This is a genomic window from Bifidobacterium indicum, from assembly GCF_036987015.1.
GTDB classification, from domain to species: Bacteria; Actinomycetota; Actinomycetes; order Actinomycetales; family Bifidobacteriaceae; genus Bombiscardovia; species Bombiscardovia indica.
In genome coordinates, this window is sequence record NZ_BTXM01000001.1 from 72,784 (window position 1) to 99,586 (window position 26,803).

Below are 26,803 nucleotides of genomic sequence, written 5' to 3' on the forward strand. Positions count from 1 at the left end.
AGGGTCATGACCAGGATACAGGTGCTTGATTATGGGTTCGGCAATGTCAGATCCATGGTCCATGCCCTCTCCCAGCTTGGCGTCGATGTGGAACTCAGCGCCGACCCGGACCTGGCCATGCAGGTCGATGGCCTGGTCATTCCCGGAGTGGGTGCCTATGGGGCCTGCATGGCGGGATTGCGCGCCGTCGGCGGCGACAGGGTCATCCGTGGTCGGGTGGCCCGGGGGCTGCCGGTTCTGGGGGTCTGCGTAGGTCTCCAGGTCATGTTCCAGTCCGGTGACGAGGACGGTCGGAGCGAACCGGGCCTGGGACTGATTCCTGGTCGGGTCTCCAGGCTGGATGCCGATGTGGTCCCTCACATGGGATGGGACCAGGTCCAGGTGGCTCAGGGGTCGAAACTCCTGGCGGGGGTCGAAGACCAGAGCTTCTACTTCGTCCATTCCTATGCGGCCATGGCCGTCCTGGATACTCGAGCGGAGAGGGGGGCGGAGCCTGATTTTCCCCTCCGTCTGCCGGTGCTCCAGGAAGACCGGGAGGCCGAATCAGGGGCGAAGTCGGCCAAGGCCCCGCAAGACCTGACTGCCGGCGAACCGCTGGTCACCTGGACGGCCTACGGGCGCAGCAGGTTCGTGGCCGCATACGAATGCGGACCCCTGAGCGCCACCCAGTTCCATCCCGAGAAGTCGGCCCAGGCCGGCGCACGATTGCTGACCAACTGGATACGGACCCTTTCCGGGGCTTCCGGACTCCCATCCGAGAGAGGTGAATGAGATGCTGACGCTCCTACCGGCGGTAGATGTCCGCGACGGGAAGGCGGTCCGGCTCAGGCAGGGGGTCTCCGGCTCCGAGAAGGTCTACGGGGAACCTGCCGATGCCGCCAAGGCCTGGGCGGACCAGGGTGCCGAATGGCTCCACCTGGTCGACCTGGATGCGGCCTTCGGCACTGGTGACAACCGCGACAAGCTGACCGCCCTGGTCAATGAGTTGGGCGACAGGGTCAAGGTGGAACTCAGTGGCGGCATCCGTGACGATGCCAGTCTGGAGGCCGCCCTGGACGCCGGCGCCACTCGGGTCAACATCGGCACGGCCGCCCTGGAGGATCCGGAGTGGACCGGTCGGGTCCTGGAACGGTTCGGGGAGAAGGTCTGCGTGGGTCTGGACGTGCGCGGGCACACCTTGGCCGCCCGGGGTTGGACCCGGAAGGGCGGTGACCTCTTCGAAACCATGGAACGCCTGGACCAGGACGGGTGCGGCCGGTACGTGGTCACCGACGTGACCCGTGACGGGATGATGACCGGCCCCAATCTGGACCTCCTGGGCCAGGTGGCCGACCGGACCTCCGCCAGGGTGACCGCCTCGGGCGGCATATCCAGCCTGGCCGACCTGGAGGCCATCGCCGGCCTGAGCGACCGTGGGGTGGACAGCGCCATCCTTGGCAAGTCCCTCTACGAGGGGGCCTTCACCCTGGGTCAGGCCCTGGACCTGGTCTCCGGGCATTGTTAACGCAATAAGCAAGACTGCGAAATATAGGAATGGGAACATGAGCTCTATGGATAAGCAAGAGGAATTTGCGCTGCGCACTGTCGAGGAGCGCGATGTTCGGTTCATACGGCTTTGGTTCACGGACGTTCTGGGTACCCTGAAATCGGTGGCCATCGCGCCGGCCGAGCTGGAGGTGGCCTTCGAGGAGGGCCTGGGCTTCGATGGGTCCGCCATCGAAGGCATGACCCGGGTCTCCGAGGATGACATGATCGTCAGACCGGACCCATCCACCTTCCAGATCCTGCCCTGGCGGGGGGGACCCCAGGGTACGGCCAGGATCTTCTGCGATGTGCTCACCCCGGATGGTGAGCCCAGCAGCGGGGATCCCAGGCACGTACTGAAGCGAGCCCTGGCCCGCGCCAAGGATAAGGGATTCATCTTCTACACCCATCCTGAGATCGAATTCTATCTCTTCGAAAACCAGGAGGACTGGTCGAAGCCCCCGGTGCCGATTGACGAGGGCGGCTACTTCGACCACGTGCCCCGCAGCCCGGGGATGGACTTCCGCAGGGCCTGCGTAAACATGCTGGAGCAGATGGGCATCTCGGTGGAGTACTCCCACCACGAGGCCGGCCCCGGTCAGAACGAGATCGACCTGCGTTACGCCGATGCCCTGACTACGGCCGATAACATCATGACCTTCCGGACGGTGGTCAAGGAGATCTCCCTGGAGCGGGGGATCTATGCCAGCTTCATGCCCAAGCCCTTCACCGACCAGCCCGGCTCCGGCATGCACACCCATCTGAGCCTCTTCGAGGGCGACAGCAACGCCTTCTATGAGGTGGGCCAGGAGTTCAATATGTCTCAGACCGCCCGCCAGTTCGCGGCCGGCATCCTGGCCCACGCCGCTGAGATCTGCGCGGTGACCGACCAGTACGTCAACTCATACAAGCGGCTCTGGGGAGGGGCGGAGGCGCCCAGTTACGTGTGCTGGGGGCACAACAACCGTTCCGCCCTCCTGAGAATTCCCCAGTACAAGCCCGGCAAGGGGAACTCGGCCCGGATGGAGTTCCGTGGACTGGATCCTGGGGCCAACCCCTATTTGGCCTATTCCGTCCTCCTGGCCGCCGGACTGGACGGAATCGAGCAGAAGATGACCCTGGGCGAGCCCACCAGCGATGACGTCTGGGAGCTGACCGATTCGGAGCGTCAGGCCATGGGCATCGCCCCCCTGCCCGACTCCCTGGATTCCGCCCTGAGGCTGATGGAGAAGTCGGACTTCGTGGCCGACGTCCTGGGCGAGCACACCTTCGAGTACTTCCTGCGCAACAAGCACAAGGAGTGGAACAGCTACAGCCGCCAGGTCACCCCCTACGAACTGGAGTACTACCTGCCCCGCCTGTAAGCGTGTCCGCCGACCAGTGGGGATGGAGCTACACCCCGCGGGCCGGTGGTGGCATCATCTCCGGGGAAACGGCTCTGCCGCGTCAGGCGGTTGGGTCTATCTATCGGCCCGGCCGAACCAGGAGTCATAGATGATGACGAAATTCCTGTTGCCATAGCTGGAGCAGGAGTCGCCCTCCCCGTCGCCGGCCGCCAGGGCCGCGGTGTTGGGCTGATAGGGTGTGTAGATGTAAAGCAGGGCAGTGGCATCGTTCTCGATGTAGACATCGGCGGTGCCGCAGGAGGCATCGGGGCTGAACCTGACCTGGTTGATGGCCCCGGTCCGGAACCGGTAGTCGGACCGGTGGGTCTCATAATACCTGTACCGCTTGGCTGCTCCGTAGACCTGGTTGAAGAACCCGGCATACTTGGCGTCGCAGGCGGCGTCATCGGGGCAGGAGAGCCCCATGGCCGACCGGATCTGGGTGGGGTCCGGATTCTTGGCCGTGACCAGGTGCTGCTCTTTCTGGAGCATGGTCAGGAGGACCTTCTGGCTGATGCCGCAGGCCCTGGCCGATCCGTCGATGATCTGGGCCGCGGTCTGGCCCTTCCCTCCCTGGTAGGGATCGCAGAGCCCATCGCCCTTGGGGCTGGGGGTGTCCACCTTCATGGTCCTCAGGCAGGAGTCGCCGGTGCATGAGGCCCCTTTCCGGTCCAAGAAGGACTGGACATCCTCGGCGTTCATGCCGGTGGTGTCATGGAAACGCCGGTCGGTGATGATCCTGCCCGGGTTGAACTCGTACTGACGGGCTGTCTCGTTCTGATGCTCCCGGGTCCTGTCCACCAGTCGGCGGTATGAGATGAAGCGCGCCGAGACGATGATCAGGGCGACCACCAGCACCAGGGCCATCAGGGCGGCGGCCACGGTCTCGATACGGTGGGTCGTGTCCATCCGTTTCCAGGCCCGGGTCAGGCCTGCTCCGGCGGACCGCCTCTTCCTTGTCTTTCCCATGGTTCAGGCCTCCAGGATCTTCTCGATGCGTTGCAGACTCACGGGTGTTGCCGTGCCCAGTTCCTGGGCCCAGATGGAGACGTAGTACTCCTCCAGCATCCACCTGGCCTCCTGGGCCCTGTCCATGGCCGCCTCGCGGGCGGGGCCGTTGGGCAGGGCCGACGCCGCCTTCAGGGCGTTGTCCACCTTATCCTGAGCGGTCTGGGCCTGCCAGGCCCAGCGTACATCCCGGTCCTTGTCCCGCCGGGCCTTTCCCAGGCGCATCAGGTCTGCATGGAGGTAGGTCTGGAGGCGGGGAAGCGCATAGGGTGGATCTGCCCCGATGAACCCCTTGGCCACCAGGGATGATGCATGCTGGCGGATCCACTGCAGGACGGAGAGGAGGGGGAGGTCGGCCGGTCCGGAGACGGCCTTGTCGACCTCGGCGTAGCGCTGGAGGATGGCGATCACATCCTTGGCCACCTGGTAGACGGTGTCCTCGAAGACCTGACCCAGCCCGGCCACCGTCTCCTGGAGGATGCGGTCATCGGTGATGGCCCCGGTTTCGGGGATCAGGCGTTTGACGGCCGCCAGCTGGAGGTCCTTGGCCAGGGCCTCCGTGCCGGGGTAGGGGGCCGATGCCAGCATCAGGGATTCGCGGCTCAGCCAGCGCGAGGATATGCGCTGGGCCGGTAGTTCAAGCTTCTCCAGGGCGGCCTGCCAGATCATGTCCTTCCGGGGAACGGTCGTGGCACCTGCCTTGTGGAGGAGGTCGGCCCGCTTGACCACCTGGCCCTCCTTGGCGGCCTGGGAGGCCTTGCGCCCCACCACGTTCCGGGCGGATTCCCTGGCTTGACCGGCAAGACGGGACTGGAGTTCGGCCAGGGACTTGGACTGCCCCAGGACCTTGAGTCCGCCTGGACCTGATCGACCACCCTTGTCGGGATGGCGCCTGCGTCTGGTTCCCTCCTCGACCTGGAAGGTCATCCGCAGGTAGGAGGGAAGCCGGTCCTCTTGGGCCTGGTCGAAGACCTCGGGATGGATCTGTGCGCCGACCACGTCGATGGCGGCGGCGGTGAAGACATGGTTGAAGTCGGGCCAGGCGCCTTCGGGCGGCTCCTGGTCTATCGGCCGGTGGCCCCCGGCGGCGTCGCCTCCGGAGTTGCCGGCAGACCCATAGACGGCCTCCTGGCCCTGCTGATCCGGGTCCCCGCCGGGGAGGGTGGGGTAGTGTCCGTCTATCCACCGCCGGATGGCCCTGGCCGTGTCGGGGGCGGGGACGAACTGGACCCGCAGGGTCTTGGGGAGGGACTTGATGGTGGAGACGATCAAATCATCCAGGAGTCCCGGCACGTTCCAGGTGAACTCCTGCGGATTCAGGCGTGAGAGTGCCCCGACCGGTATATGGACGGTGACCCCGTCGTTGGGGTCTCTGGGGTCGTAGACGTAGGTCAGGGGGAGGTCCAATTCGCTCCCGTCCCTGCCCAGGGTGTGCCAGTGGTCGGGGTAGTCGCCGGGGTGATACCCCCCCTCGTCCTGGGTGAGTCGTTCCACCTGGCCCGGGTCGAAGTCCAGGAGGTGGGGGTTCCTGTCGCGGTTGTGCCGCCACCAGTTGCTCAGGGCCGCCAGCGAGGTGGCCTCCCTGGGCAGCCGCTCGAAGTAGAAGTCGGCCAGGTCCTCCTCGTTGACGCTCTCGGCCACACGGCGGGTGCGGCTGGTCTGGTCGTCGGCCTCCCGGAGGATGTCCCGGTTGGCCTGGATGAAGCCATCATGGGGGAAGTGCTGGCGTATGTCGCCCTCGACCAGGCCCTGGCGTACCAGGAACTCACGGGCCTGGGTGGGGTTGATGGACCCCCATTGAACGGTACGGTCCTGAACGATGGGCAGCCCGTAAAGGAGGACCTTGGAGGAGGCCACGGCCGACCCGCGTGAGGCCGACCAGTGGGGTTCCGCATAGGTGGTCCGTGTCAGTGAACGTGCCAGGGGTTCGGCCCAGGCCGGGTCTATCGCCGCACAGTACCTTGCCCAGAGACGGGAGGTCTCGACCAGTTCGGCCGACATGATCCAGGCGGGGGTGCTCTTGGAGACGGCCGACCCGGGGAAGATGGCGAAATGGGTCCCCCGGGCCCCCCGGTATTCGTTCTTGGACCGTTTCTGCGCTCGCTTCATGGCCTTGGCCCTGGCTGCCCCCTTGAGTCCGGTGAAGTCCGATGCCTTGGGCTCGTGGATGATCTGCATCCCCATGCTGGACAGGAGACCGGAGAGCATGGCCCGGTGGATTCCCTGGTCGTCCCAGGAGGAGACCAGGGCGTGTGCGGCTTGCTGGGCCAAGGGGAGTTCGAGTATTTCCTTGTCGGGCCCCTTGACCGGCTTGGGGGTGCCCACTCTCATGTGCCCTCCCTGACACATCTGGACCAGCTGCTGGTAGAGGTCGTGCCATTGCCGCATCCGCAGGAAACTCATGAACTCCTGCTTACAGGCTTTGCGCAGGACGGAGTTGGAGGGTTGCTTCCCCCCGGGGAAGAAGCGGTGCCAGATGTTCAGGGCCGTCAGGAAGTCGCTGGACGGATCGTCGTACCGGGCGTGGAGACGGTCGGCCTCCTCCCGCTTCTCCTCGGGGCGCTCGCGGGGGTCCTGGAGGGAGAGGAAGGCCACGACCACCAGCACGGCCGCCAGGGTGTCCGGGGTGGCGTCCTGACCGGCCTGGAGGATCATCCTGCCCAGGCGGATATCGATGGGGATCCTGGCCAGTTTCCTGCCCAGGGGGGTCAGTCTGACCTCCCCGCGGTGGCGGGCCACGGCCTGGAGCTCGGTCAGCTCGTTGAAGCCATCGGTCACGGCCCGGGTGTCCGGTGGATCGATGAAACCGAACCCTGTCACGTCCTCGGCCGTCCGCGCCACGCCCACCGAGAGCATGTGGAGGACCACCGCACCCAGGGAGGTGCGCAGGATCTCCGGGTCGGTGAACCTGGGGCGGGTGTCGTAATCGTCCTTGCTGTACAGGCGGATGGCGATGCCGTCGGCCACACGCCCGCAGCGCCCGGCCCGCTGGTCTGCTGAGGCCTGTGAGATGGGTTCGATGGGAAGGCGCTGTACCTTGGCCGACTTGGAGTACCTGCTGATCCTGGCCAGTCCCGGGTCAACCACGTAGCGGATGCCGGGCACGGTCAGTGAGGTTTCCGCCACGTTGGTGGCGATGACGATGCGCTGGTGGTTGCGGTGTTCGAAGACCCGGTGCTGCTCCTTGGCTGAGAGCCGGGCGAAGAGGGGGACCAGCTCAATCGCGTCGGAGCGCTGCATGTCCGAGGTCCGGGGGCCGAAGTGGTGCCTCAGGGCCGTCTCGTATTCACGGATGTCACGCTCGCCGGCAGCGAAGACCAGGACGTCACGAGGTCCCCCCACATGGGCTGAGTGGATGACCAGCTCGGCGCAGGCCCTGGCCACGGCGGTGGGCACATCCAGGTCGTCCTGGTCCCGGTCCCCGTCCTGGTCGAAGCCACCGGAGGGGAATCCCGGAACGGACCGCATCAGGGCGGGTGCCGAACCGGCGGGCTCGTAGAGGGTCTGGACCGGGTAGGTCCGGCCGGAAACCTCGATGACCGGCACCCTGGTGTGGAGGGCCTTGGCGAAGTGGTCCCGGAACTTGACGGAATCGATGGTGGCCGAGGTGATGATCAGTTTCAGGTCCGTCCGCCTGGGCAGGAGGGCCGTCAGATATCCCAGGAGAAAGTCGATGTTGAGACTGCGCTCGTGGGCCTCGTCGATGATGATTGTGTCGTAGGCCCGCAGCTGGGGATCGCCCTGTATCTGGGCCAGGAGGATGCCGTCAGTCACCACACGCAGGCGGGTGCGCTTGGAGGACCGGTCGGTGAACCTGACCTGGTAGCCGATTTCATCCCCCAGCCGCACCCCGGTCTCGGAGGCGATGCGTTCGGCCACGGTCCGGGCCGCGATGCGCCTTGGCTGGGTGTGGACGATCTGATGACCGTGGGTGCCCCGCCCCATCTCCAGGAGGATCTTGGGTATCTGTGTGGTCTTGCCCGACCCGGTCTGGCCGGAGACGATGACCACCTGTGAGGTCCTGACGGCCTGCGCTATATCATCCTTGGCCGCGCTGACCGGCAGCTCCGCCGGGTACTGAAACCTCATGCCCGGCCCGCCTCGATGATTCGGTAGCCCTTGGCCGAGGCGAACTTGCCGACCGTCCAGTCGGGTCCCAGACTCCGGGCCAACCAGGGGATCAGGGAATCCGCACCCAGGTTGCGTTGGACGACCAGGTAGGCCTTGCCCCGGGGATTCAGACGGGGCAGGTAGCCCATCAGGAGTTTGTGAAGCGCCTCCTTGCCGACCCGGATGGGCGGGTTGGACCAGATCAGGTCAAAGGTGAGGTCGGCCGGCAGCAGGTCGGGCAGGACCGCCCTGATTCCTCCCAGGCCGTTGGATTCGGCGTTGCGCCTGGTCAGGTCCAGGGCCCGTTCGTTGATATCGACGGCGTATATGCGGGCCTGGGGGGAGAGGAGGCCCATGCTGAGGGCGATCGGGCCCCATCCGCAGCCCAGATCAAGGAAGTCCCCGGTCTGCGGGGGGGCAGGGACCTTCTTCAGGAGGACCGAGGTGCCCAGATCCAGTCTGTTGGCCGAGAAGACCCCGTTGGAGACCTGTACCGGAACCTGATGGCCCACCAGGTTGACCTGGATGGTCCTGCGTTCGTCGGGGGAGGCGGGACTGGCCGTGAAGTACTGTTCGTCGCGGTGGGCCGACCGCCGTTCGTCAGTGGGGGTTCCCTGGTTCCTGTCCATCATGCCTGTCCTGTCCGTTCCATCCGTCCTGCCAGTCTTCATCCTTGTCCGCCAGCGGCCCTTCCGGAAGGCCTCTTACCTGGTTCAGCCCGTGGCTTCTTCAATGTCTGCTAAGACGATGATAATAAAGACCATGCCGTGATTCCGCTTATACCGGATTCCCGGCGGATTCCATAGTCCATGTGTGCAGAGGTGCCTTTGACCCAGAACCATCACAGAGAAGACGGTGCAGACCCCGGCAAAGCCGCCAACCCCGACCCGTCCGGGCCTCGGGGGGAGGTGCCGTCCCCGCCTACCCGTCCGAAACGCGTCGACCCCCTGGCCGGGCGGTCCGAGGTCCTTTCCGACCGGTCCGCAGGGGGGTCGCCCCCGGCCGGTGAACAGGTGGAGTGGGAGGAACGCCAGCGGCGCAGCCAGTTCAGGCACGTCGAAGGGTTGGGCGAACTCCGGGATGTGACAGAGGTCGAGTACCGGAAGGTCCGCCTGGAACGGGTGGTTCTGGTCGGCGTCTGGTCGAATGCCCAGACCCATGTGGAGGGAGCCGAGGAATCCCTGCGTGAGCTGGCCGCCCTGGCCCAGACAGCCGGGGCGGAGGTCCTGGATGGCCTTCTCCAGCAGCGGGACAAGCCCGACCCCGCCACTTACGTGGGTTCGGGCAAGGCCAGGGAGTTGGCCGATATCGTTGCCAGGCTCGAAGCGGATACGATCATCACCGATGATGACCTCCACCCCTCCCAGCGACGTGCCCTGGAGGACATGACCAAGGTCAAGGTGGTCGACAGGACCGCCCTGATCCTCGACATCTTCGCCCAGCATGCCACCAGTCGGGAGGGCAAGGCCCAGGTGGAGCTGGCCCAGTTGGAGTACATGCTGCCCAGGCTTCGTGGTTGGGGTGGATCCCTCTCCCGTCAGGCCGGTGGCCAGGCCGCGGGTCAGTCCGGTGGCATCGGGTCACGAGGCCCCGGTGAGACCAAGATCGAAACCGATCGCCGTGTCATTCGTCACCGTATCACCCGCCTGAAGCGTCAGATCGCACAGATGGCCCCCTCCCGACAGGTCAAGAGGGGGTCGAGGCAGCGGTACGGCCTGCCGGCCGTGGCCGTGGTGGGGTATACCAACGCCGGCAAGTCCTCCCTGACCAACCGGCTGACCGGGTCCCGGGAACTGGTGGAGAACGCCCTTTTCGCCACCCTTGATACGGCCGTGCGCCGGACCAAGGCCAGGGACGGGCGACTCTATGTCTACGTCGACACGGTCGGGTTCGTGCGTCGCCTGCCCACCCAGCTGGTCGAGGCCTTCAAATCCACCCTGGAGGAGGTGGCCCAGGCCGATCTGATCCTTCATGTGGTGGACGGCTCCCACCCCGACCCCTTCGGGCAGATTCGCGCCGTCGACAAGGTCCTGGCCGACATCGAGGGCGTGGGGTCCATCCCCAGGGTCCTGGTCTTCAACAAGGTCGACCTGATTGATCGGGCCACCCGGGAGAGGTTTTCCAACCTTGAGCCCGATGCCTTCCAGGTTTCCGCACGGAGCGGAATCGGTATCGACGATCTGCGTGAGCGGGTGGAATCCCTCCTGCCCAGGCCCGAGGTCCATGTGGAGGCCCTCCTGCCCTATACCAGCGGGTCCTTGTTGGCTCGCGTCAGACAATTCGGTAGGGTGACCGCCCTGGACTACCGACCTGACGGAATAGGGCTGAGCGCCGATGTGGATGACGGATTGGCGGCTGCCCTCATGAAGGAGTCGATAGACTGAAACCGTTGGCGACCTTGGCTGGTCTGGTCGGTTCGAGTCTTTCTCGGTATTGTTCTGAAGTTCTGATCGGCTGGTCTGTGCGGTGAAGGTCCCGTACAATCGCCTGTGATAGGGAAATCATGACCGAAGGTCATATACTACGGATACAGTGGGTTTAATGAAAGCGGCAAACCCGTCTTTCTCGGGTTCCGATAAGAGAGGTCCAATAAGAACTATGGCGGAATCACCAATCAGGCCAACCAAGCTTGCGATTGTAGGAGCTGGGGCGGTGGGCTCCACCCTGGCATTTTCGGCTGCTCAGCGTGGCATTGCACGCGAGATTGTGCTCGAGGATGTCAACAAGCAGCGTGTGGAGGCGGAGGTGCGCGATATGCAGCACGGCTCCAGCTTCTATCCGACTGTTTCCATTGACGGGTCGGATGACCCGCAGATCTGTTCAGGGGCCGACATGGTGGTCATCACCGCCGGTGCCCGGCAGAAGCCGGGGCAGACGCGCCTCGACCTGGCCGGCGCCACCATCGAGATGATGAAGTCCATCATCCCGCAGATGGTCGAGGTCGCCCCCAATGCCATCTTCATGCTCATCACCAACCCCGTCGATATCGTCACCAGGGTCTCCCTGGACCTGTCGGGGCTACCCGCCAACCAGATGTTCGGTTCGGGCACCAACCTTGATTCCGCCCGACTGCGCTACCTGATCGGCCAGCAGACCGGTGTCAACGTGAAGAACGTCCACGCCTACATTGCCGGCGAGCATGGCGATTCCGAGGTCCCGCTCTGGTCCTCCGCCACCATCGGCGGAGTTCCCATGTGCGACTGGAAGGAACTGCCCGGCCACCAGCCCCTGGATGCGGCCAAGCGCGAGGAGATCCACCAGGAGGTCAAGAACGCGGCCTACCAGATCATCGAAGGCAAGGGTGCGACCAACTTCGCCATCGCCATGTCCGGTGTCGACATTATCGAGTCCATCATGAACGGGACGGACCGGATTCTGCCGGTCAGCTCGCTTCTGGAGGACTTCCATGGCATCACGGGTGTCTGCATGTCGGTGCCCAGCGTCCTCAACCGCGAGGGTGTCAACACCCACATCAACACCCCGCTCAGTGATGGCGAACTTGCGGCCCTGAAGCGGTCCGCCGATACCCTGAAGGAGACGGCCGGCAAGTTCGGTTTCTGAATTTGTGTGCATCCATCCGGACCGGTTCGTTCTGAGCTCCGGGTCCTGCGGGCGCGGCGAAGCCTGACTGGTCCGGGCCTGAACTGGCATGGGGGCATCCGGGAGCAATCCGGATGCCCCATTTCTTTTGTGAAGATATTCCCCGACCCCGTTTTCATGATGTTAGGATGGCACCGCATGTGAGCCGGGTGGTTCGGCGTCGACATTGAGGAGAAGACCTCTCATCCAGGATGTGCCGCCTGGTGATGTATGGCCCGTCGGGTCCTGGGGCAAATCGATTGCGGGGAGGTATCCACTGATGGTCGAAGATTATGAGCATTCTGGGGTGTCCAGTGAAGCCGGACGCCGGCATCGCAGGCAACTCCTGACCACCCTGGGGTTGACCGGTTCCGTCTTCATGGCGGAGGTCGCCGGAGCCTTCATCACCCACAGCCTGGCCCTCCTGGTGGACGCCGGTCATATGATGACCGATATGGCCGTCCTCATCGCCTCGACCGTTACTGCCATCCTTATGGACCGCCGCCCTACGGCCAACCGGACCTGGGGGTGGTCACGGCTGGAGGTCATCACGGCGGCCGGCGGTGCCTTAGTGCTCCTCCTGGTCGGTGTCTATGCCCTCTTCGAGGCCGGTAGGCGTCTGTTCGGGGGCAGCGATGGCCAGGTCGAGGACATAGGGCTCCTCCTTTTCTTCGGCATCCTGGGGCTGGCCGCCAACGTGGGGTCCATCCTCGTCCTGGGATCCAGCCACCAGGACAACCTCAACATGAGGGCGGCCTTCCTGGAGGTCATGAACGATGCCCTGGGGTCGGTGGCCGTGGTGGTCTCGGCCGTGGTCATGCTTCTGACGGGCTGGAACGGGTTCGACGCAGTGGCCGGTGGAATCATCGCCATCCTGATCATCCCCCGGGCCCTGGGCCTGCTCTCCCGAAGTTTCAGGGTGCTTCTGGAGGAACCCCCGCAGGGGCTGGATATGAAGCAGGTACGGGATCACCTGGAACAGGTCCCGGGTGTGCTTGAAGTGCATGACCTCCACGCCAATAGCGTCTCGAGCGGGTTGCCACAGCTGTCGGCCCATGTCACGGTCAAGGAGGGTACTTCCCCTGCCGAGAGTGAACGCATCCTGACCAGCATGCAGGAGTGTCTGCGTACCCACTTCCCTGTTTCCGTGGAGCACACCACCTTCCAGATCGAGCCCCTGGGGCATCGTGACCAGAGTGGTGAACATCTTGATATGTGAGGCGCGCAGCCGTCCGGAGTCCAGCAGCACCAGTAAGGAGGTAAAACACAGCTCACCTCCAGGTGGGCGGGAGGTGAGCTGTGATGATGGGCGGAATCAGACCTTGCGCAGGACGGTGACCACCTTGCCCATGATGGTGGCGTGGGTGCCGTCGATGGGGGAGTAGGCCGGGTTGTGGGGGATCAGCCAGATGTGGTCCCCATCCCGACGGAAGGTCTTGACGGTGGCCTCATCGTCCAGGAGGGCGGCAACGATTTCACCGTTCTCCGCCTGGTTCTGTTGTCGTACCACCACGAAGTCCCCGTCACAGATGGCGGCATCCACCATGGAGTCGCCGTGGACTTCCAGCATGAAGAGTTGTCCTGTTCCGGTCAACCGTTCCGGTAGCCGCATGACATCGTCTATGTGCTGGTCGGCCAGGATTGGTTGGCCAGCCGCTATCCTGCCCACCAGGGGGACATCATGCGAATTGGCGATGGCCTCATCCTGATCAAATGTGGGGAAGGGAACGATCCTGGCCGTTGGTTCCTGCTCCTGGACAAGTTCTATGGCGCGTCCCTTGTTGGCGGTGAGCCGGATGTATCCCAGCTCTTCCAGGACCTGAAGCTGGTGCTTGACCGATGAGGTGCTCTTCAGCCCGGCATCCCTGCCGATCTCACGGAAGGAGGGGACGTATCCCTGCTCCTCCAAGTGGGCACGGATGGCTTGGAGGACGCGTTCCTGGCGGTCCGTCAGGTCGGTGTGAGCCTCCTGGTTCTTTTTCCCTTCTCTCTCCTCCACCTCGGTGGCCCCCTTCCGATTGGTGTGGGCAAGGTCCTCCCCGGGGCGCCCGGTCAAGGTTCGTGTCTGATCGGATTCGGGAACCGCCGCAGTCTCCTGGTTGAGGTGGATGGTGGTCAAGGCGGGCTCCTTCTCTGTGGTTTCTGCTGACAGTGTATCCCGAAAGATGAGGAAAATCAAACAAATGTTCGAACAGAGGTTGTCAAACCGGTCGGCGTGTGCCACAATGAGAACAGATGTTCGATAGAACAAACGTTCGAGAGAGGTGTGGTCATGACCAGTAGTACTGTAGCGAAGACTCCCGTGTTTCGGTCCGGGATGGCTGCCTCTTCCTGGTCGGCACAAGGACGATCCGCCGGTCGGCAGAGCTCAGGTCGTCGCTATCGTCTGAACGCCAGGGGAAAGGTGATTGCTTTTCTCCTGGGTCTGGCCCTTGTCTTTGGTGGATTGGGGATAGGCGCACAGTTTGCCGAGTCCAGTACTGGTCCACAGGCGGTGGTGTCATACACGGTGCGTCCGGGTGACAGTGTCTGGACCTACGCGGCCTTGATTACCCCTGCCGGTGAGGACGTCAATGCCAACGTCGATCGCATCATGAAGATCAACAACCTCTCTACGCCAAACCTCCAGGCTGGGGACCGTCTTCTGGTTCCGAGCGATCAGGGCTGATCGGGACTCTGCCTTCGGGTGAACCGGGTGGTGCCACCCTCCGATGAATATGGGGAATGCGGCCAGGGTTTCGTCGGTCTGGTCTATTGATGTGATTTGGCGTTAAGATGAAAAGCATGCACTGTCCTTTCTGTCAGAACCCGGATACGAAGGTTGTCGACACCCGTATCAGCGAAGACGGCCATGCAATTCGGCGTCGTCGAGAATGCCCGCACTGCTCGCGCCGGTTCACCACTGTCGAGACCTCCATCCTTCTGGTCATGAAAAGGTCCGGGAATGCTGAACCCTTTGACCGTGACAAGGTCATCTCCGGCGTTCGCAAGGCATGCCAGGGCAGGCCCATTGATGAGGTTGACCTTAAGCAGCTGGGCCAGCAGGTCGAGGAGGATCTGAGGTCGCGAGGGTTGGCCCAGGTGGATTCGGAGGAGGTCGGCAAGGCAATCCTTACCCCGTTGCGCAAACTTGACGAGGTTGCCTATCTGCGTTTCGCATCCGTCTACCAGAATTTCGCTGATCTCGAGGATTTCCAGTCCGCCATCGACGTTCTGCGTGAAGAGGATAGAACCGAATCGCGGTAGGTATCCCTGCCCCCCCCCCCCCCACCTCCGTGATATCTTCTGACCCCGTTCCGGACCGTTGTTCGCTCGAGACTGATAAGTGGAGCTTTTCAGAACAACAGCTGTGATAATCCACTATTGTCCTGCATCGGTACACGGTATTCCGGCTTGCTGATGGCGTTGTGTTCCGAATCGGTATCATGGTGAATCCGGTATTGATCGGCGGTGTCCGCAATCCGACAGCCTTGACTCGCGCCTGATCCAGTCAGGAGATCTTGTTGTGAACCGTTCATGGGCAAATATCATCAAGGTCCTGTATGCCGTGGTCTTGGCTCTGTGGTCATGTTCGCTGGAGCTGGTGTAGCCAACGTGGCCTATGTTCGGAATCGTTGCGTGAATATCGATTCCTCCTACACGAACTTCGGTGATGGGCTGGTGTGGGGGGAACCTGCTCCTCGGATGCGACCAGGGTCCCGGACAAGTGGGCAATCTGTGGGTTTGGGGTAGTGCGGATCGGGTTGCAAACTCACCGACACCGGGGAGCATCGATCGTGGACCGGCGGCAGGAACGGGGCGGCGCCGAACACAAAGGATGGTGACAAGCGCCAGGCCAGCAACAAGCCGGCTGTTGTGCATGGTCTTGGTTGCCTCAAGGAGGTGGCCGGGTCCGCCTAAGCCACCATGGCTGTGGGACTGCTATGGGAACATCCAAGGATGGGTGACAAGACCCAAGGTGGTGGTTCCACCACGGTCAACACGGCCATAACCCAGCTACCGGGGTATGAGTCGGAAAAGAAGGTGACAAGAGGAGGTGCATATGGGTGTACAAAGACCTGACTGCACCACCGAAGGTATTCCCGGACCCCATCAATCAGGCGAATTCTCAGGAATCCGGCGCCACCTGGTGGCCCATAGACGGTCCGGGCACCCCGATAGGCGCCTACCCGGGGCGACAATACCTTCAAGGTGAAGGACGTGGCATCCAACGAGTTGTCAGAAAGGGAACGGAACCGTATGAACCGGTGGGCACAACGTCTTCGGTGACAGAGGAGCGGGCAAGCACAATGCCAAGACCAGCGGATCCGGGAGCGAACACAATCCGGACGAATGGCCTGTGATCGACCATGACCTTGATGACAAGGCCAGTGGGACGGAGACGTGCGTATCCCCGGCACCAACCCCTGTGAGCTTTGCCCCCGGGCGTCCTCGTCAAGGTCCTGTGGAGTGGATATGAGAATTTCTATGCCGTTGATTCGGATGACACCATGTACTGCCGGCCGTGCCTTCGCCGTATCTGCCGGAATCAGCGATGAAGGGCTCCTGGGGGTGTTCCTCCAGTGACGATGACACCGACAAGAAGCAGAAGCAGGCTCCCTGTTCCCGGTCCTCCGGCAAGGACGCATGCTGTTTCAATCCGGTTCCGGCTCCCCTCGTATCCAAGGTGTCCAAGGAGAACGGCGGGTATCCGAAGGGGGCCGGAGGCCATGGATACGGAGCGCTGCTGACCAAGAGCCATAGACTCCGGGCCTGGGAGCCCCGGCCACCCGTATGGTCGTGCCGGAGGCCGCCGATGTAACCGACAACAGTGTGTACAGGGATGAGCCCAGGCAGTTTGATGCCATTGATGTCAACGGCAACCGTCTGTGGAAGAAGACGTCCTTGATGCCAAATGGGTGATACGGGCCGGGATAGGGCAGGCCTCTTCCACGCGGATAGCTCGGTCGCAGTAAAGGCCCCTACTGCAGCAGGACTCTTCACTATGGGGGTTGAGGGCCGCTTGTCAACAAGGTGGATGAGTTCTTCAACCTCCTCTCCGTGGGGGGTGTGATGGTCCTGAACATCTCTTCGAGACCGGTCTCCTCTTTGTGGGTATATAAGCAGAGGAGGCGTGTCGGTGGCGAGGTGCCGCCCGTGTCTGATTCCTCCCTGGGTATATGAAGAAGGGCCGCTTGGAACGGTTCCGGAACGTTCACATGGACCGATTCCGTTGGGTATCGGGGAGGAGACAGTGCGTCGTGACATGGCCACTCCCAGAAGCTCCTTTTCATGGGTACCAGGAGAGGGAGGGACCGATCCTTGTGCCATCAACCCGGAGAGGGACCCGTTTGGAATCAAGCAGGTGGGGTCCTGCAAAGTCGGTCAGGACGATTCCGGCGCTTCTGTCCGTGATTCTTGTGCCGACGTTGGCTGATGTCGGCTTGTACGGGAATAGGGGGAGCAGGGCAGGCACATGCCGATACCGGATTCAAGGTGTCCCTGATGACCGCCAGGAGGATGAGTCAACCGGGTCTCAACGGGGAGCGAGATAAGGAGCCGGTTACCGTCATCCTGCGGGACTCCTACGCCACCGGTCCCCAAGAGTGGTCCATGACCGTCACCTCCATCGGTCCGGATATCGGAGCGCTGAATATCAGGATCATGAATCCGGATCCCAATAACAAGATCAAGAAGCACCTTCCCCACCCTTGTGGACAATATCAACCCCGTGGACAACCTGTACTTCCCCGACATGTCCACCCAGCTGCGGTTCGAGGTCCGGGACGGAGCCGGAAGATATGGACCGACAAGCCGGGAATGGATGCGACATCGAACTCGCGGATTCGTCAAAGAACAACACCGCCGTGCCTGGGTATCCGAGGCTGGGGGGTGCCCGTCGTCCCCTCCCAGTCGGGTGGACGGTCCAGCAAGAAGCTGAAGATGGTCTCCTATATGGACAGCACCTTTGACGGGGGTGACGTCATACAACGGCACCACCACCGGTGTCTCTATCCAAATCAAGCGCGAGGGGCGATGACGAGATGGATGAGACCCAAGCAGACGGCTGCGGGGAAGCGGAGAGGACGGTTTCCCGCAATGGGGGGGCGCCATGCCGGGCATCCGCCTTACATACTTATCGCGGGAAAGGCAATGCGGCCGCATCCTCCCTGGTCTGGATGACGACCAGCTTCTGGGTGGGTCTGGTCATGGCCACATAGAGGTCCGATGCCGCGGTCAGGCGGGAGGGGGCCTCGTCCTCGATCCGGCCAGGGTTGACCAGGACCACCGCATCGAACTCCAACCCCTTGGTATCCCCGGTCTGCGTGACCAGGACCTGCCGGTCCCAGACGGGCTGGTCACGTATGGCTTCCGCCCGGGGGAAACCGATCAGGGCCTGGCCGACGGATTCGCGGACAGTGCCGATCAGTCCGTCCGGTGCGATGACGGCCAATCGTCCGGTCCCGTCCTGCCCCACGTACTGTTCTGCCAGGGTCCGGACCTGGCTCTGAACGACTTCCGGCAGTCGGTCATCGTCGGGGGCGACCAGACATTCAACGGCTCCCTCGACCTGTCTGACGGCCTTGAGGGTGGAGACCTGCAGCCCTTCAGACTGTGCGAAGGCGGAGGCCATCTGCGACACCTGGCTGGGATTGCGGTAGTCGATGGTCAGTTGGCGCAGGTCCCATCCGTCGGGGCCGAAGAGGGGGTCCATGGTCTCCGCCCAGGACCTGGTGCCGCCCAGGGCCGAGGTCTGGGCCACGTCGCCGACAATGGTGAAGGAGCGGGAGGGGCATCGTCGGATCAGCATCCGCCAATCCATGGCCGTCAGCTCCTGGGCCTCGTCGACGACGATGTGGCCGAAGACCCATTCCCGGTCGTTGGCCGCCTGCTGGGCCGCCATGGTCTCGTCATGTCCGTTGATGGAGTCGAGCAGCATCCGGGAGGTGACGATGCCCGAGCCGATGCCGTTCTGGGCCAGGGTGTCCTGGGCGAAACGCCGCTCCTCCTCCTGCTGTGCCTCCTTGGCCCTGCGGCGCTCCTCCTCCCGGGGGTCGGGGCCCAGCAGCTCCATGGCCTCATCCAGGATGGGGATGTCCGACACGGTCAGGTCCGCGCCGCTGGGGCGGGTCAGGAGTTCGATCTCATCCTGGCCCAGCCAGGGGGCGTAGCGGCGTAGACGGTCGGGACGGGACCAGAGATTGTCGACCAGCCAGGTGGGTTTCATGGGCAGCCAGGCCAGGTTGAGGGTCCTGCGCACCTTGTCGTTGAGTCTGAGCAGGGAAGTGACCCTGGCCAGTTCCTCCTCCTTGGGCTCGTACTCCACCCGCTCGGCATACCGGGTGGTCATGGCATGGAGGGCGGCGCGGACGAAGACCGCCCTGGCCTGGTTGTGGGTTTGCCGGCTCCTATGGGCGTCGGCCAGGGCCTCCTGGAGGTCCACGGCCAGCATGGGGACCGGCACCCCATCCACCATGACCGTAGGCAGGGTGGATGGGACACGCTCGCGGGCGGTCACGGCATTGGCCACCACCTGGGCCATTCGACGGTCCCCCTTGAGGCGGGCGGTGTGCGGGTCGTCCTGCCGCTCGGCCCTGATGCCCGGTATCAGGTCTGCCATGGTCCTGCTCAGGACCCCGGTCTCTCCCAGGGAGGGGAGGACCTGGTCGATGTAGTGGAGGAAAGCGGAGCTGGGGCCCAGGACCAGGACCCCGGAACGTTCGAGCATCCGGCGGTGTGTATAGAGCAGGTAGGCCGCCCGGTGCAGGGCGACGGCCGTCTTGCCGGTGCCGGGGCCGCCCTGGACCACCAGGGCCTGGGCCATGTCGGCACGGATGATCCTGTCCTGTTCCGCCTGGATGGTGGCCACGATATCGGTCATGCGACCGGTACGGCGGCTGGACAGTGAGGCCATGAGGGCCCCTTCCCCGGCCAGGGTGCCGCTGTCGGCGGCCTGGCCGACCCGCGGGGATTGCAGGTCGAGGATCTCGTCCTCGATGCCGGTGACCCTTCGGAAGCTCAGGGTGATGTGGCGGCGCATGACGACGTCGCCATGGTTGGAGGGGGTGGCCTCATAGAAGGGACGTGCCGCATCGGCCCGCCAATCGGTCAGGATGGGTTCATGGTCCGCGTTGAGCAGACCGATTCGGCCGATGTACCGGCGCTCGCCGGCCCTGGTGTCCAGCCGGCCGAAGACCAGACGATCCTCCACAGCCCTGAGTTGGGCCAGCCTGTCCTCGTACATGGTGGCGAAGGAGTCGCGTTCGGTGCGTTGGGTGGGGGAACCGTGGGAACCGGCCGCCCTGACCACGTCCAGCCTGGTCCGTGCCTGTCTACGAAGGTCGTCCAGCCTGGCATAGGTACTGTCCACTGCACCCTGTTCTTCATTTAGCTGCGAGGAATAGCTCGACATGTGCGTCCCATTTCTGTGGTGAATTCACGCTCGGCCAAGGCGATTGAACAAAACCGGGTTATCAAATATAGCGCGTGACCTCTACCTTTTCCCGCTTCCTCCCCTCCCTGACTCCTTGCATGCGAGCAGGCGCGATTTCGGCCGGTTCGGCCAGGTGCGATAAGCCGTCGGGAAATCGTCGGCGACAATCATGGCGAAGTCCTCACCCCTCCCAGGAAACGCCGGATATGCGCATTTTGGGGGATCAACTCGTTGATTCGTCATCAAATTGGACAATCGGTGGTGATTTATGGTGATTTGTGGGGTAAAGTGGGGAACACTGTGGATACCGACCATCCGATATCAGTGATGGTCGTGGGCGACTTGAGGGTGAAGGAGGTGGGGACCATGGCAGATGAGCCACATGCCGGAACCCCCTCCGCCGTGGATGATGAAAAGGCCCGGACCTTGGACGAAGGCGAGGTCTCATCCCTTCTGCCGCCTATGCTCCTGGGTACCTACACCCCCAAAATGGATGCCAAGGGCCGGATGGCCCTGCCCGCCAAGTTCCGGACAGAACTGGGCCGGGGGCTGGTCATGACCAGGGGTCAGGAACGCTGCGTCAGCCTCCTTCCGGTGGATGAGTTCCGCAGGATGGCGGTTCGCATCCAGCACACCTCCATGGGCAACAAGGGGGCCAGGGACTATCTGCGCGTCTTCCTTTCCGGTGCCGTTGACCAGATTCCGGACAGGCAGGGCCGCATTCTGATACCCCCCATGCTCCGGGACTATGCCCGTCTGACCTCCAAGGTGGTCGTGATCGGCGTGGGTACCAGGGCCGAGATCTGGGATCAGGACGCCTGGCAGACATACCTGGACAGCAAGGAGCAGGGCTACTCCGACATTGCGGACGACGTTCTGCCGGCGGTGGACTTCTGATGGGCGCTCGGGAAGCGGACCGGCGCATGATGACCGGCATGCCCGACCAGGAGGCCGTCGACAGGGGAGAGGTGCATCAGCCTGTTCTCCTGCAGGACTGCCTGGACCTGGCCGTTCCGGCCCTCGACCATCCCGGTGCCACCGCGGTGGACTGTACCCTGGGCCTGGCAGGCCATGCCACGGCCTTCCTCCGGGCGTGCCCCCAGGCCAGGTTGATAGGCATCGACCGGGACCAGGAGGCCTTGGACCTGGCCACGGGCAGGATGCGTGACGCAGGTCTGGCCGACAGGTTCAGACCTGTCCATGCGGCCTTCGACCAGCTGGACCAGGTCCTCGACCAGGAGGGGGTCGACGTGGTCGACCTGGTCTTCATGGATCTGGGCCTCTCCTCCTTGCAGATCGACCAGGAGGACCGTGGCTTCACCTACCGCAGGGACGCCCCCCTGGATATGCGCATGGATACCGATCAGGATCTCACGGCCAGCCAGATTCTTGCCGAGTCCAGCCAGGAGGACCTTGCCAGGATTTTCAGCACCTATGGGGAGGAGCGCTACTCCGGCCGCATAGCCCGGGCCATCGTCGAGGAACGCGCCAAGGAACCCCTGACCTCATCGTCCCGGTTGGAAAGGCTGGTCGACCGGGTTGTGCCCAAGGCCCACAGGGCTCCCGGCAATCCGGCCAAGCGGGTCTTCCAGGCCTTGCGCATCGAGGTGAATGGGGAACTGGACAAGCTCCAGTGCACCCTCCCGCAGGCGGCTTTGCGGTTGTCCCTGGGGGGGCGCCTGGTTGTGGAGGCCTACCACTCCCTGGAGGACCGAATCGTCAAGCGGTTCATGGGGGCCGGGCTGCATGTGGATCTGCCCGCGGGGCTGCCCGTGGTTCCCGAAGAAGCCAGGCCCTTCTTCCGGGACCTGACCCATGGCGCCATCAAGGCCGACCGGCGGGAGCTCGAACTGAACCCGCGTTCCGCCTCGGTGCGGCTCAGGGCGGTGGAACTGACGGATTCCATCCCCCAGGAGCGTCGCCGGGAACTGGAAGGTCAGATCTGCTCTGACACCAGGGGCCGCAATGGAAGGGACAGGGGCCGTTCGGCCTCGGCTGGGTCCGTACACGCTTACGGAAGGGGACTGTGATGGCATCGGCAGCTCGTACCGTGCGCTCCAGAGCGACACCCGGAAAGGGTCACCCGCAATCCCAGCCTATTTCAACCCGTCCTGAACTCAACCTGGTCAAGGGAACTCAAACCGGCGGCCGGGCCATGGTGGAGGGGGCCAGGAGGGTCATCTCCTGGACCCATACCCGTGGCACCCCCATGATGCATATCCTGGTGGCCGTCATCTTCCTGGCGACCTCGATGTTCGGTTCCCTGATGCTGCGTACCCAGATGGTCCAGAACTCCTTCGAGGCCACCCGGGTGCAGAATTCGATCAGCAACCTGACCCAGGACGTCCAGGATGACCAGAACAAGCTGGATCAGCTCCAGGCGTCCCTTCCCGACAAGGCCCAGGAGCTGGGCATGCAACCACAGCAGGGGCTGAACTCCATAGACCTCCAGGGCTACCAGGCCCCGTCCTCCGACAAGACCGGCGGCCAGCATTGAGCCGCAAATCAGGAATGTCCACAGCCTGGAGGCGCCCCTTCTGCCGCAGGTCACTCGTGGTGGGCCTGGTCCTGGTCCTGACAGCTCTGGCGGCCTTGGGCAAACTCGCCTACATCCAACTCTTCGACGGCCGTTCCATGGCACAGGCCGCGTCCGAGGGTCGCACCGTACCCCATACCCTCAAGGCCCAACGCGGGCGAATCCTGGATGTGAACGGGCGGGTGCTGGCCCAGAGTCTGGAACGGTACACGATTGTGGGCGATCCCAAGGCCGCTGCCGACTTCGTCCCCATCGATTGCACCGAGAAGACCCGCGACAACTGCCACAGCATCAAGGGCAGGCCGGTGGGTGCCGATGGGGCCGCCGGTGTGGCCCGACTTCTGGCGCCCGACCTGAAGATGAACGCCATGGAACTGGGCGGCAAGCTCAGCGTGCCAGGCCGCTATGTGGTCCTGGCCAAGCAGGTCACGCCAGAGGTCAAGCGGTCGATCGACAAACTTGGTCTGGCCGGCATCATCACAGCCGAGCTCAGCAGTGAACGCACCTACCCCCATGCCGACCTGATGGGTCCCCTGATCGGCGGCATCGACAACGAGGGCAAGGGGGTCGCCGGCCTGGAGCAGACCGAGAACAGACAGCTGACCGGCAAGGACGGGTACGAGGTCTACCAGCAGGGGATGCTGGGCCAGCAGATTCCCGGCACCATGACCAAGTCCAACCCGCCGGTCGACGGCAAGGACGTGACCCTGACCATAGACCAGGACGTCCAGTGGTACGTGCGTCAGGCCCTGAAGAACGGCCGTGATCGTTTCCACGCCGACTGGGCCCTGGCAGTGGTCCAGGACACCCGCACCAACCGAATTGTGGCCCTGGCCGACACCGATGACTACCAGGCCGGCAGTGACGATGCCAAGATCCATCCCTCCCGTGCCGTGGCCGAGACCTTCGAGCCGGGATCCATCGGCAAGACCATCTCCATATCGGGCATGCTCCAGGAGCAGCTGCACACCATGGCGGACAAGTTCACCGTCCCCGACCACATCACCGTGGACAACCAGCAGTACAAGGACGCCTTCGACCATCCGACCAAGCACTGGACCCTGGCCGGCATCCTGCAGAACTCCTCCAACGTGGGCATGGTCATGGCAGGCGACAAGTACCCCGACCAGAAGCGCTACGACTACCTGACCAGGTTCGGCATCGGACAACCCTCGGCCCTGGGTCTGCCGGGGGAGTCCAAGGGTCTGCTCACCACCCCGCAGACCTGGGACCGCCGTACCCGCAACACCGTCCTCTTCGGCCAGGGATACGCCACCAACGCCATCCAGCTGACCAACGCCATCGCCACCCTGGCCAACAAGGGCGTCCGCTCCGACCAGTCCATCATCCTCAACGAGGGGAAGACCAACGCCAACCAGGTCAGGGTCGTGGACGAGAAGGTGGCCGCCTCGGTCATGAACGGGATGGAATCGGTGGCCGAGGAATACCAGAGCACGGCCAAGGTGGACGGATACCGGGTGGCCTCCAAGACCGGCACGGCGGAGGTCGCCGACGGTTCCGGCGGGCTGACCGGCATCATCAGCGACTGGGTGGGCGTCATCCCGGCCGACGATCCCCACTATGTGGTCACCGTGGTTCTGAAGAACCCCACCAGCAGCGACGGGGTCTTCGGCAGCATCACGGCCGGCCCCGTCTTTGCCCAAATCGGTGAATTCCTTATGCAGAAATACAGGGTGCCGGCCTCCACGCCCAGAACCGATGCTATCCCGGTAGAATGGTGATACCGGCGAGATGTCGTCGGCCATCCCGAGCGAAGGAGAGATTGGAGTATGAGCGCGCTGAGCGAGTCAATCTCCCGAAGAATGACCCTGGGGCAGCTCAAGGGGAGGTATGGGCTGACCCTGATACCCTCCTTTGCTGAACCGGTGACGGTCACGTCCCTTGCCAACGACCTGGTTTCGGTTCGTCCCGGCAGTCTCTATGTACCGACGGAAGAGGCCGACCAGGACATGGTGGATGAGGCGGAGCGCCACGGGGCCTATGCCGTTCTCCTGCCACCCACCGCCCGGCACAGGATCCGCAACGCACAGATCCCCCTCCTCTTCGGCACCATGCTGCCCTCCCAGATGGGGCAGCTCCTCTCCAACGCAGCCGGCGACCCGTCCAGTTCCCTGGCCGTCTTCGGCCTGGTCGGGTCGGACGTTTACAGCAGCGTGGACACCCTGGCGGACTTCCTGCATGTCCTGGGCAACCCGGTCGGGGTCATCAGCGCACACGGCTCCTATTCCCTGGACCGCGAACTCAGCATGGACTACCCCCTGAGCATGTTCGACATCCAGCGCTGCCTGTCCATATATCTTGAGGACGGTGCCGCCGCGGTCGTCATCTCGGTGGGGGAGGAGACCCTCCAGAACGACGCCCTCCAGTCGGTCGACATGGACGTGGTGGGTCTGGGGCCGAAGACGGCCTCCGGGCGGGACCTGCGCCACACGAGGATGATCTCCCAGGCCAGGCGGTTCGGATTCAATCTTGGCGGTCGGACCACCGTGGCCCGACGCAGCGACGACTCGGATTCCATGGCCAGGCAGTCCCTGCCCCCGGAGGCGCCCATCGAGGACCTCTCCCTGTGCATATCGATGGTCATGGCCGCCGGGGTCAAGCGCAACAACATCAGGAGCGCCCTGCGCGTCTCCCGTGAAATGTCCTGAGAGGTGAGGATGACTCAGTGTGTTCAGGCAGGGACCATGCCCATGACCCTGCAGGAGGTGGCCCGGTGCCTGTCTGGCCGTCTGGTCCCCGTCGCGGCTTCCCGGTCGGCCGATGGGGTTGACGACCCCTGTGAGTCCCTCAAGGTGGTCTCCGATTCCAGGCTGGCGGAGGAGGGTTCCCTCTTCATCGCCATCCGTGGCGAACGCGTTGACGGGCATGACTTCCTGCCCGGCATGGGTGCCAGGGGGGTGCGCGCCGCCCTGGTCGACCATCTGGTCTCCGGGGCAGACCTGCCTCAGATCCTGGTGAAGGATACGGTCGAGGCCCTGGGTCTCCTGGCCAAGCACAATATCGAACTGCGCCGGGCGGCGGGCGCCGACTTCACCGTTATCGGCATCACCGGTTCTGTGGGCAAGACCACAACCAAGGACCTCCTGGCCTCCCTCCTGGCCAAGCTGGGGGAGGTCGTGGCCCCGGTCGGGTCCTTCAACAACGAGATCGGCCTGCCCCTGACGGCCCTGCAGGTGGGGGAGGGCACCCGGTTCCTGGTGGCCGAGATGGGAGCCAACCATGTCGGGGAGATTGCGCACCTGACGCAGATCGTTCCCCCCGACCTGGCCCTGGTCCTCAAGGTGGGTGTGGCTCACCTGGGCGAGTTCGGGTCCGTGGAACGCATAGCCCAGGCCAAGAGCGAAATCGTCCGTGGTCTGGTGCCAGGAGGCCTGGCCGTCCTCAACGCCGACGATCCCCGGGTGGCGGCCATGGCTCCCCTGGCCAGGGGCGGAGTACTCAGATTCGGCATGAATGGGAAGACGGCTGTCCTGGATGCCCGTGCATCCGACGTGGAACGGGACCGTTCTGACAGGCCCTCCTTCACCCTGTCCCTCGCCGATGCCGAGCCGGTCCGGGTTCACCTGGGCATATCAGGCACCCACAACGTCATGAACGCCCTGGCGGCGGCCACGGTGGCCCACCATATGGGCATGGATCCCCGTTCCATCGCCGAAGGACTGGGCCGGGATGACAGGATCAGCCCCCACCGCATGGCCGTGGGGACGGTGCGGACCGCGCGGGCGGGGTTCACCCTGATCGACGACTCCTTCAACGCCAATCCTGATTCCATGCGTGCCGGTCTGGATGCCCTCTCCACCTGGCAGGGTGCCAAGGGCCGTGCTGAGCCATACCGGATTGCCGTCCTGGGGGTCATGCTGGAGCTGGGGGACCGGTCTGCACAGCTCCACGAGCAGGTCGGTGCCTACTGCCGTCAGCTTGGCCTGGATGCCCTGGTCGCCGTGGGTTGCCCCGACGAGTCGGCGGATGCCCTGGTCCGGGCCATGGTCAGGGGGGCTGGTGGGGAGACCGCCGGTGAGACCGAGGGGGGAACCGCCCCCATGCTGGTCAGGTACGCCCAGGATGCCGATCAGGCCGGCAAAGTGGTCGAATCCCTGGCCGCCAGGCACCCCGGATCCCTGGTTCTCCTCAAGGGGTCGCACATGTCCGGCCTCTCGGCCCTGGCGGAGAGGTGGCAGGGTTGAGGTATGGGTAAGCTGAAAGCCGGTTTTCAGGCGCAAACGTTCA

19 protein-coding genes are annotated in these 26,803 nt (G+C 63.9%); 14 read left to right on the top strand and 5 right to left on the bottom strand.

What is annotated here, in order from left to right:
- Positions 1-6 precede the first annotated feature (6 nt).
- From hisH to AACP59_RS00305, 3 genes are read left to right on the top strand one after another with little or no spacing between them, the layout of a single operon-like run.
- A complete protein-coding gene (gene hisH, locus AACP59_RS00295; RefSeq protein ID WP_297316562.1) occupies positions 7-771 on the top strand; it encodes an imidazole glycerol phosphate synthase subunit HisH in 765 nt (254 codons plus the stop codon).
- A gap of 1 nt (position 772) precedes the next feature.
- Positions 773-1,504, top strand: a complete 732-nt coding sequence (gene priA, locus AACP59_RS00300; protein WP_297316561.1) for a bifunctional 1-(5-phosphoribosyl)-5-((5-phosphoribosylamino)methylideneamino)imidazole-4-carboxamide isomerase/phosphoribosylanthranilate isomerase PriA — start codon at positions 773-775, stop codon at positions 1,502-1,504.
- Between the two features lie 46 nt (positions 1,505-1,550).
- Entirely contained in the window at positions 1,551-2,888 is a 1,338-nt protein-coding gene (locus AACP59_RS00305) for a glutamine synthetase family protein (RefSeq protein ID WP_297316560.1), read from the top strand.
- Between the two features lie 96 nt (positions 2,889-2,984).
- On the opposite strand, the gene AACP59_RS00310 is transcribed toward AACP59_RS00305, so the two are convergent.
- From AACP59_RS00310 to AACP59_RS00320, 3 genes are read right to left on the bottom strand one after another with little or no spacing between them, the layout of a single operon-like run.
- Positions 2,985-3,878 carry a LasA N-terminal domain-containing protein gene (locus AACP59_RS00310; RefSeq protein WP_297316559.1) on the bottom strand — a complete coding sequence of 298 codons (894 nt, stop codon included), beginning with the start codon at positions 3,876-3,878 and terminating at the stop codon, positions 2,985-2,987.
- A gap of 3 nt (positions 3,879-3,881) precedes the next feature.
- A complete protein-coding gene (gene hrpA / locus AACP59_RS00315) occupies positions 3,882-8,006 on the bottom strand; it encodes an ATP-dependent RNA helicase HrpA (RefSeq protein ID WP_339349295.1) in 4,125 nt (1,374 codons plus the stop codon).
- A complete protein-coding gene (locus tag AACP59_RS00320) occupies positions 8,003-8,656 on the bottom strand; it encodes a class I SAM-dependent methyltransferase (protein WP_339351189.1) in 654 nt (217 codons plus the stop codon). The genes hrpA and AACP59_RS00320 overlap by 4 nt, the downstream gene beginning before the upstream one ends.
- 279 nt (positions 8,657-8,935) lie before the next feature.
- On the opposite strand from AACP59_RS00320, the gene hflX reads away from it, so the two are divergent.
- From hflX to AACP59_RS00335, 3 genes are all read left to right on the top strand, one after another.
- Positions 8,936-10,411: a GTPase HflX gene (gene hflX / locus AACP59_RS00325; protein ID WP_297316583.1), complete on the top strand. Its 1,476-nt coding sequence runs from the start codon at positions 8,936-8,938 to the stop codon at positions 10,409-10,411.
- A gap of 214 nt (positions 10,412-10,625) precedes the next feature.
- On the top strand, positions 10,626-11,588 hold the full coding sequence (locus AACP59_RS00330) for an L-lactate dehydrogenase (RefSeq protein ID WP_297316556.1): 963 nt from the start codon (positions 10,626-10,628) through the stop codon (positions 11,586-11,588).
- Positions 11,589-11,886: 298 nt separating this feature from the next.
- Entirely contained in the window at positions 11,887-12,825 is a 939-nt protein-coding gene (locus AACP59_RS00335) for a cation diffusion facilitator family transporter (protein ID WP_339349300.1), read from the top strand.
- A 96-nt stretch (positions 12,826-12,921) separates the two neighbouring features.
- On the opposite strand, the gene lexA is transcribed toward AACP59_RS00335, so the two are convergent.
- Positions 12,922-13,605 (bottom strand): transcriptional repressor LexA, encoded by a 684-nt coding sequence (gene lexA, locus AACP59_RS00340; protein WP_339350046.1) that lies wholly within the window; start codon positions 13,603-13,605, stop codon positions 12,922-12,924.
- Between the two features lie 405 nt (positions 13,606-14,010).
- On the opposite strand from lexA, the gene AACP59_RS00345 reads away from it, so the two are divergent.
- Together AACP59_RS00345 and nrdR are read left to right on the top strand one after the other, a co-directional pair.
- Positions 14,011-14,274, top strand: coding sequence for a LysM peptidoglycan-binding domain-containing protein (locus AACP59_RS00345; protein WP_297316554.1), 264 nt, complete (start codon positions 14,011-14,013; stop codon positions 14,272-14,274).
- 116 nt (positions 14,275-14,390) lie between these two features.
- On the top strand, positions 14,391-14,852 hold the full coding sequence (nrdR, locus tag AACP59_RS00350) for a transcriptional regulator NrdR (RefSeq protein WP_297316581.1): 462 nt from the start codon (positions 14,391-14,393) through the stop codon (positions 14,850-14,852).
- 2,869 nt (positions 14,853-17,721) lie between these two features.
- Here the strand turns inward: nrdR and AACP59_RS00355 are convergent.
- Positions 17,722-19,998 (bottom strand): HelD family protein, encoded by a 2,277-nt coding sequence (locus AACP59_RS00355; protein ID WP_339349302.1) that lies wholly within the window; start codon positions 19,996-19,998, stop codon positions 17,722-17,724.
- Positions 19,999-20,481: 483 nt separating this feature from the next.
- Here AACP59_RS00355 and mraZ point away from each other — a divergent pair, with 483 nt between their 5' ends.
- Genes mraZ through AACP59_RS00385 form a run of 6 tightly spaced genes read left to right on the top strand, consistent with a single transcriptional unit; the run spans position 20,482 to position 26,760 of the window.
- Positions 20,482-20,916, top strand: a complete 435-nt coding sequence (mraZ, locus tag AACP59_RS00360; protein WP_297316580.1) for a division/cell wall cluster transcriptional repressor MraZ — start codon at positions 20,482-20,484, stop codon at positions 20,914-20,916.
- A gap of 38 nt (positions 20,917-20,954) precedes the next feature.
- The gene (rsmH, locus tag AACP59_RS00365) at positions 20,955-22,049 is read left to right on the top strand and encodes a 16S rRNA (cytosine(1402)-N(4))-methyltransferase RsmH (protein WP_339350047.1); all 1,095 of its coding nucleotides are present in this window, start codon (positions 20,955-20,957) and stop codon (positions 22,047-22,049) included.
- Positions 22,049-22,516, top strand: coding sequence for a cell division protein FtsL (gene ftsL, locus AACP59_RS00370; protein ID WP_297316551.1), 468 nt, complete (start codon positions 22,049-22,051; stop codon positions 22,514-22,516). Before rsmH ends, ftsL begins: the two co-directional genes overlap by 1 nt.
- A gap of 14 nt (positions 22,517-22,530) precedes the next feature.
- Positions 22,531-24,297 carry a peptidoglycan D,D-transpeptidase FtsI family protein gene (locus AACP59_RS00375; RefSeq protein ID WP_297316578.1) on the top strand — a complete coding sequence of 589 codons (1,767 nt, stop codon included), beginning with the start codon at positions 22,531-22,533 and terminating at the stop codon, positions 24,295-24,297.
- Between the two features lie 48 nt (positions 24,298-24,345).
- Positions 24,346-25,224 carry a UDP-N-acetylmuramyl peptide synthase gene (locus tag AACP59_RS00380; RefSeq protein WP_297316550.1) on the top strand — a complete coding sequence of 293 codons (879 nt, stop codon included), beginning with the start codon at positions 24,346-24,348 and terminating at the stop codon, positions 25,222-25,224.
- Positions 25,225-25,233: 9 nt separating this feature from the next.
- Positions 25,234-26,760, top strand: coding sequence for a UDP-N-acetylmuramoyl-tripeptide--D-alanyl-D-alanine ligase (locus AACP59_RS00385; protein ID WP_339349305.1), 1,527 nt, complete (start codon positions 25,234-25,236; stop codon positions 26,758-26,760).
- Positions 26,761-26,803: the final 43 nt, after the last annotated feature.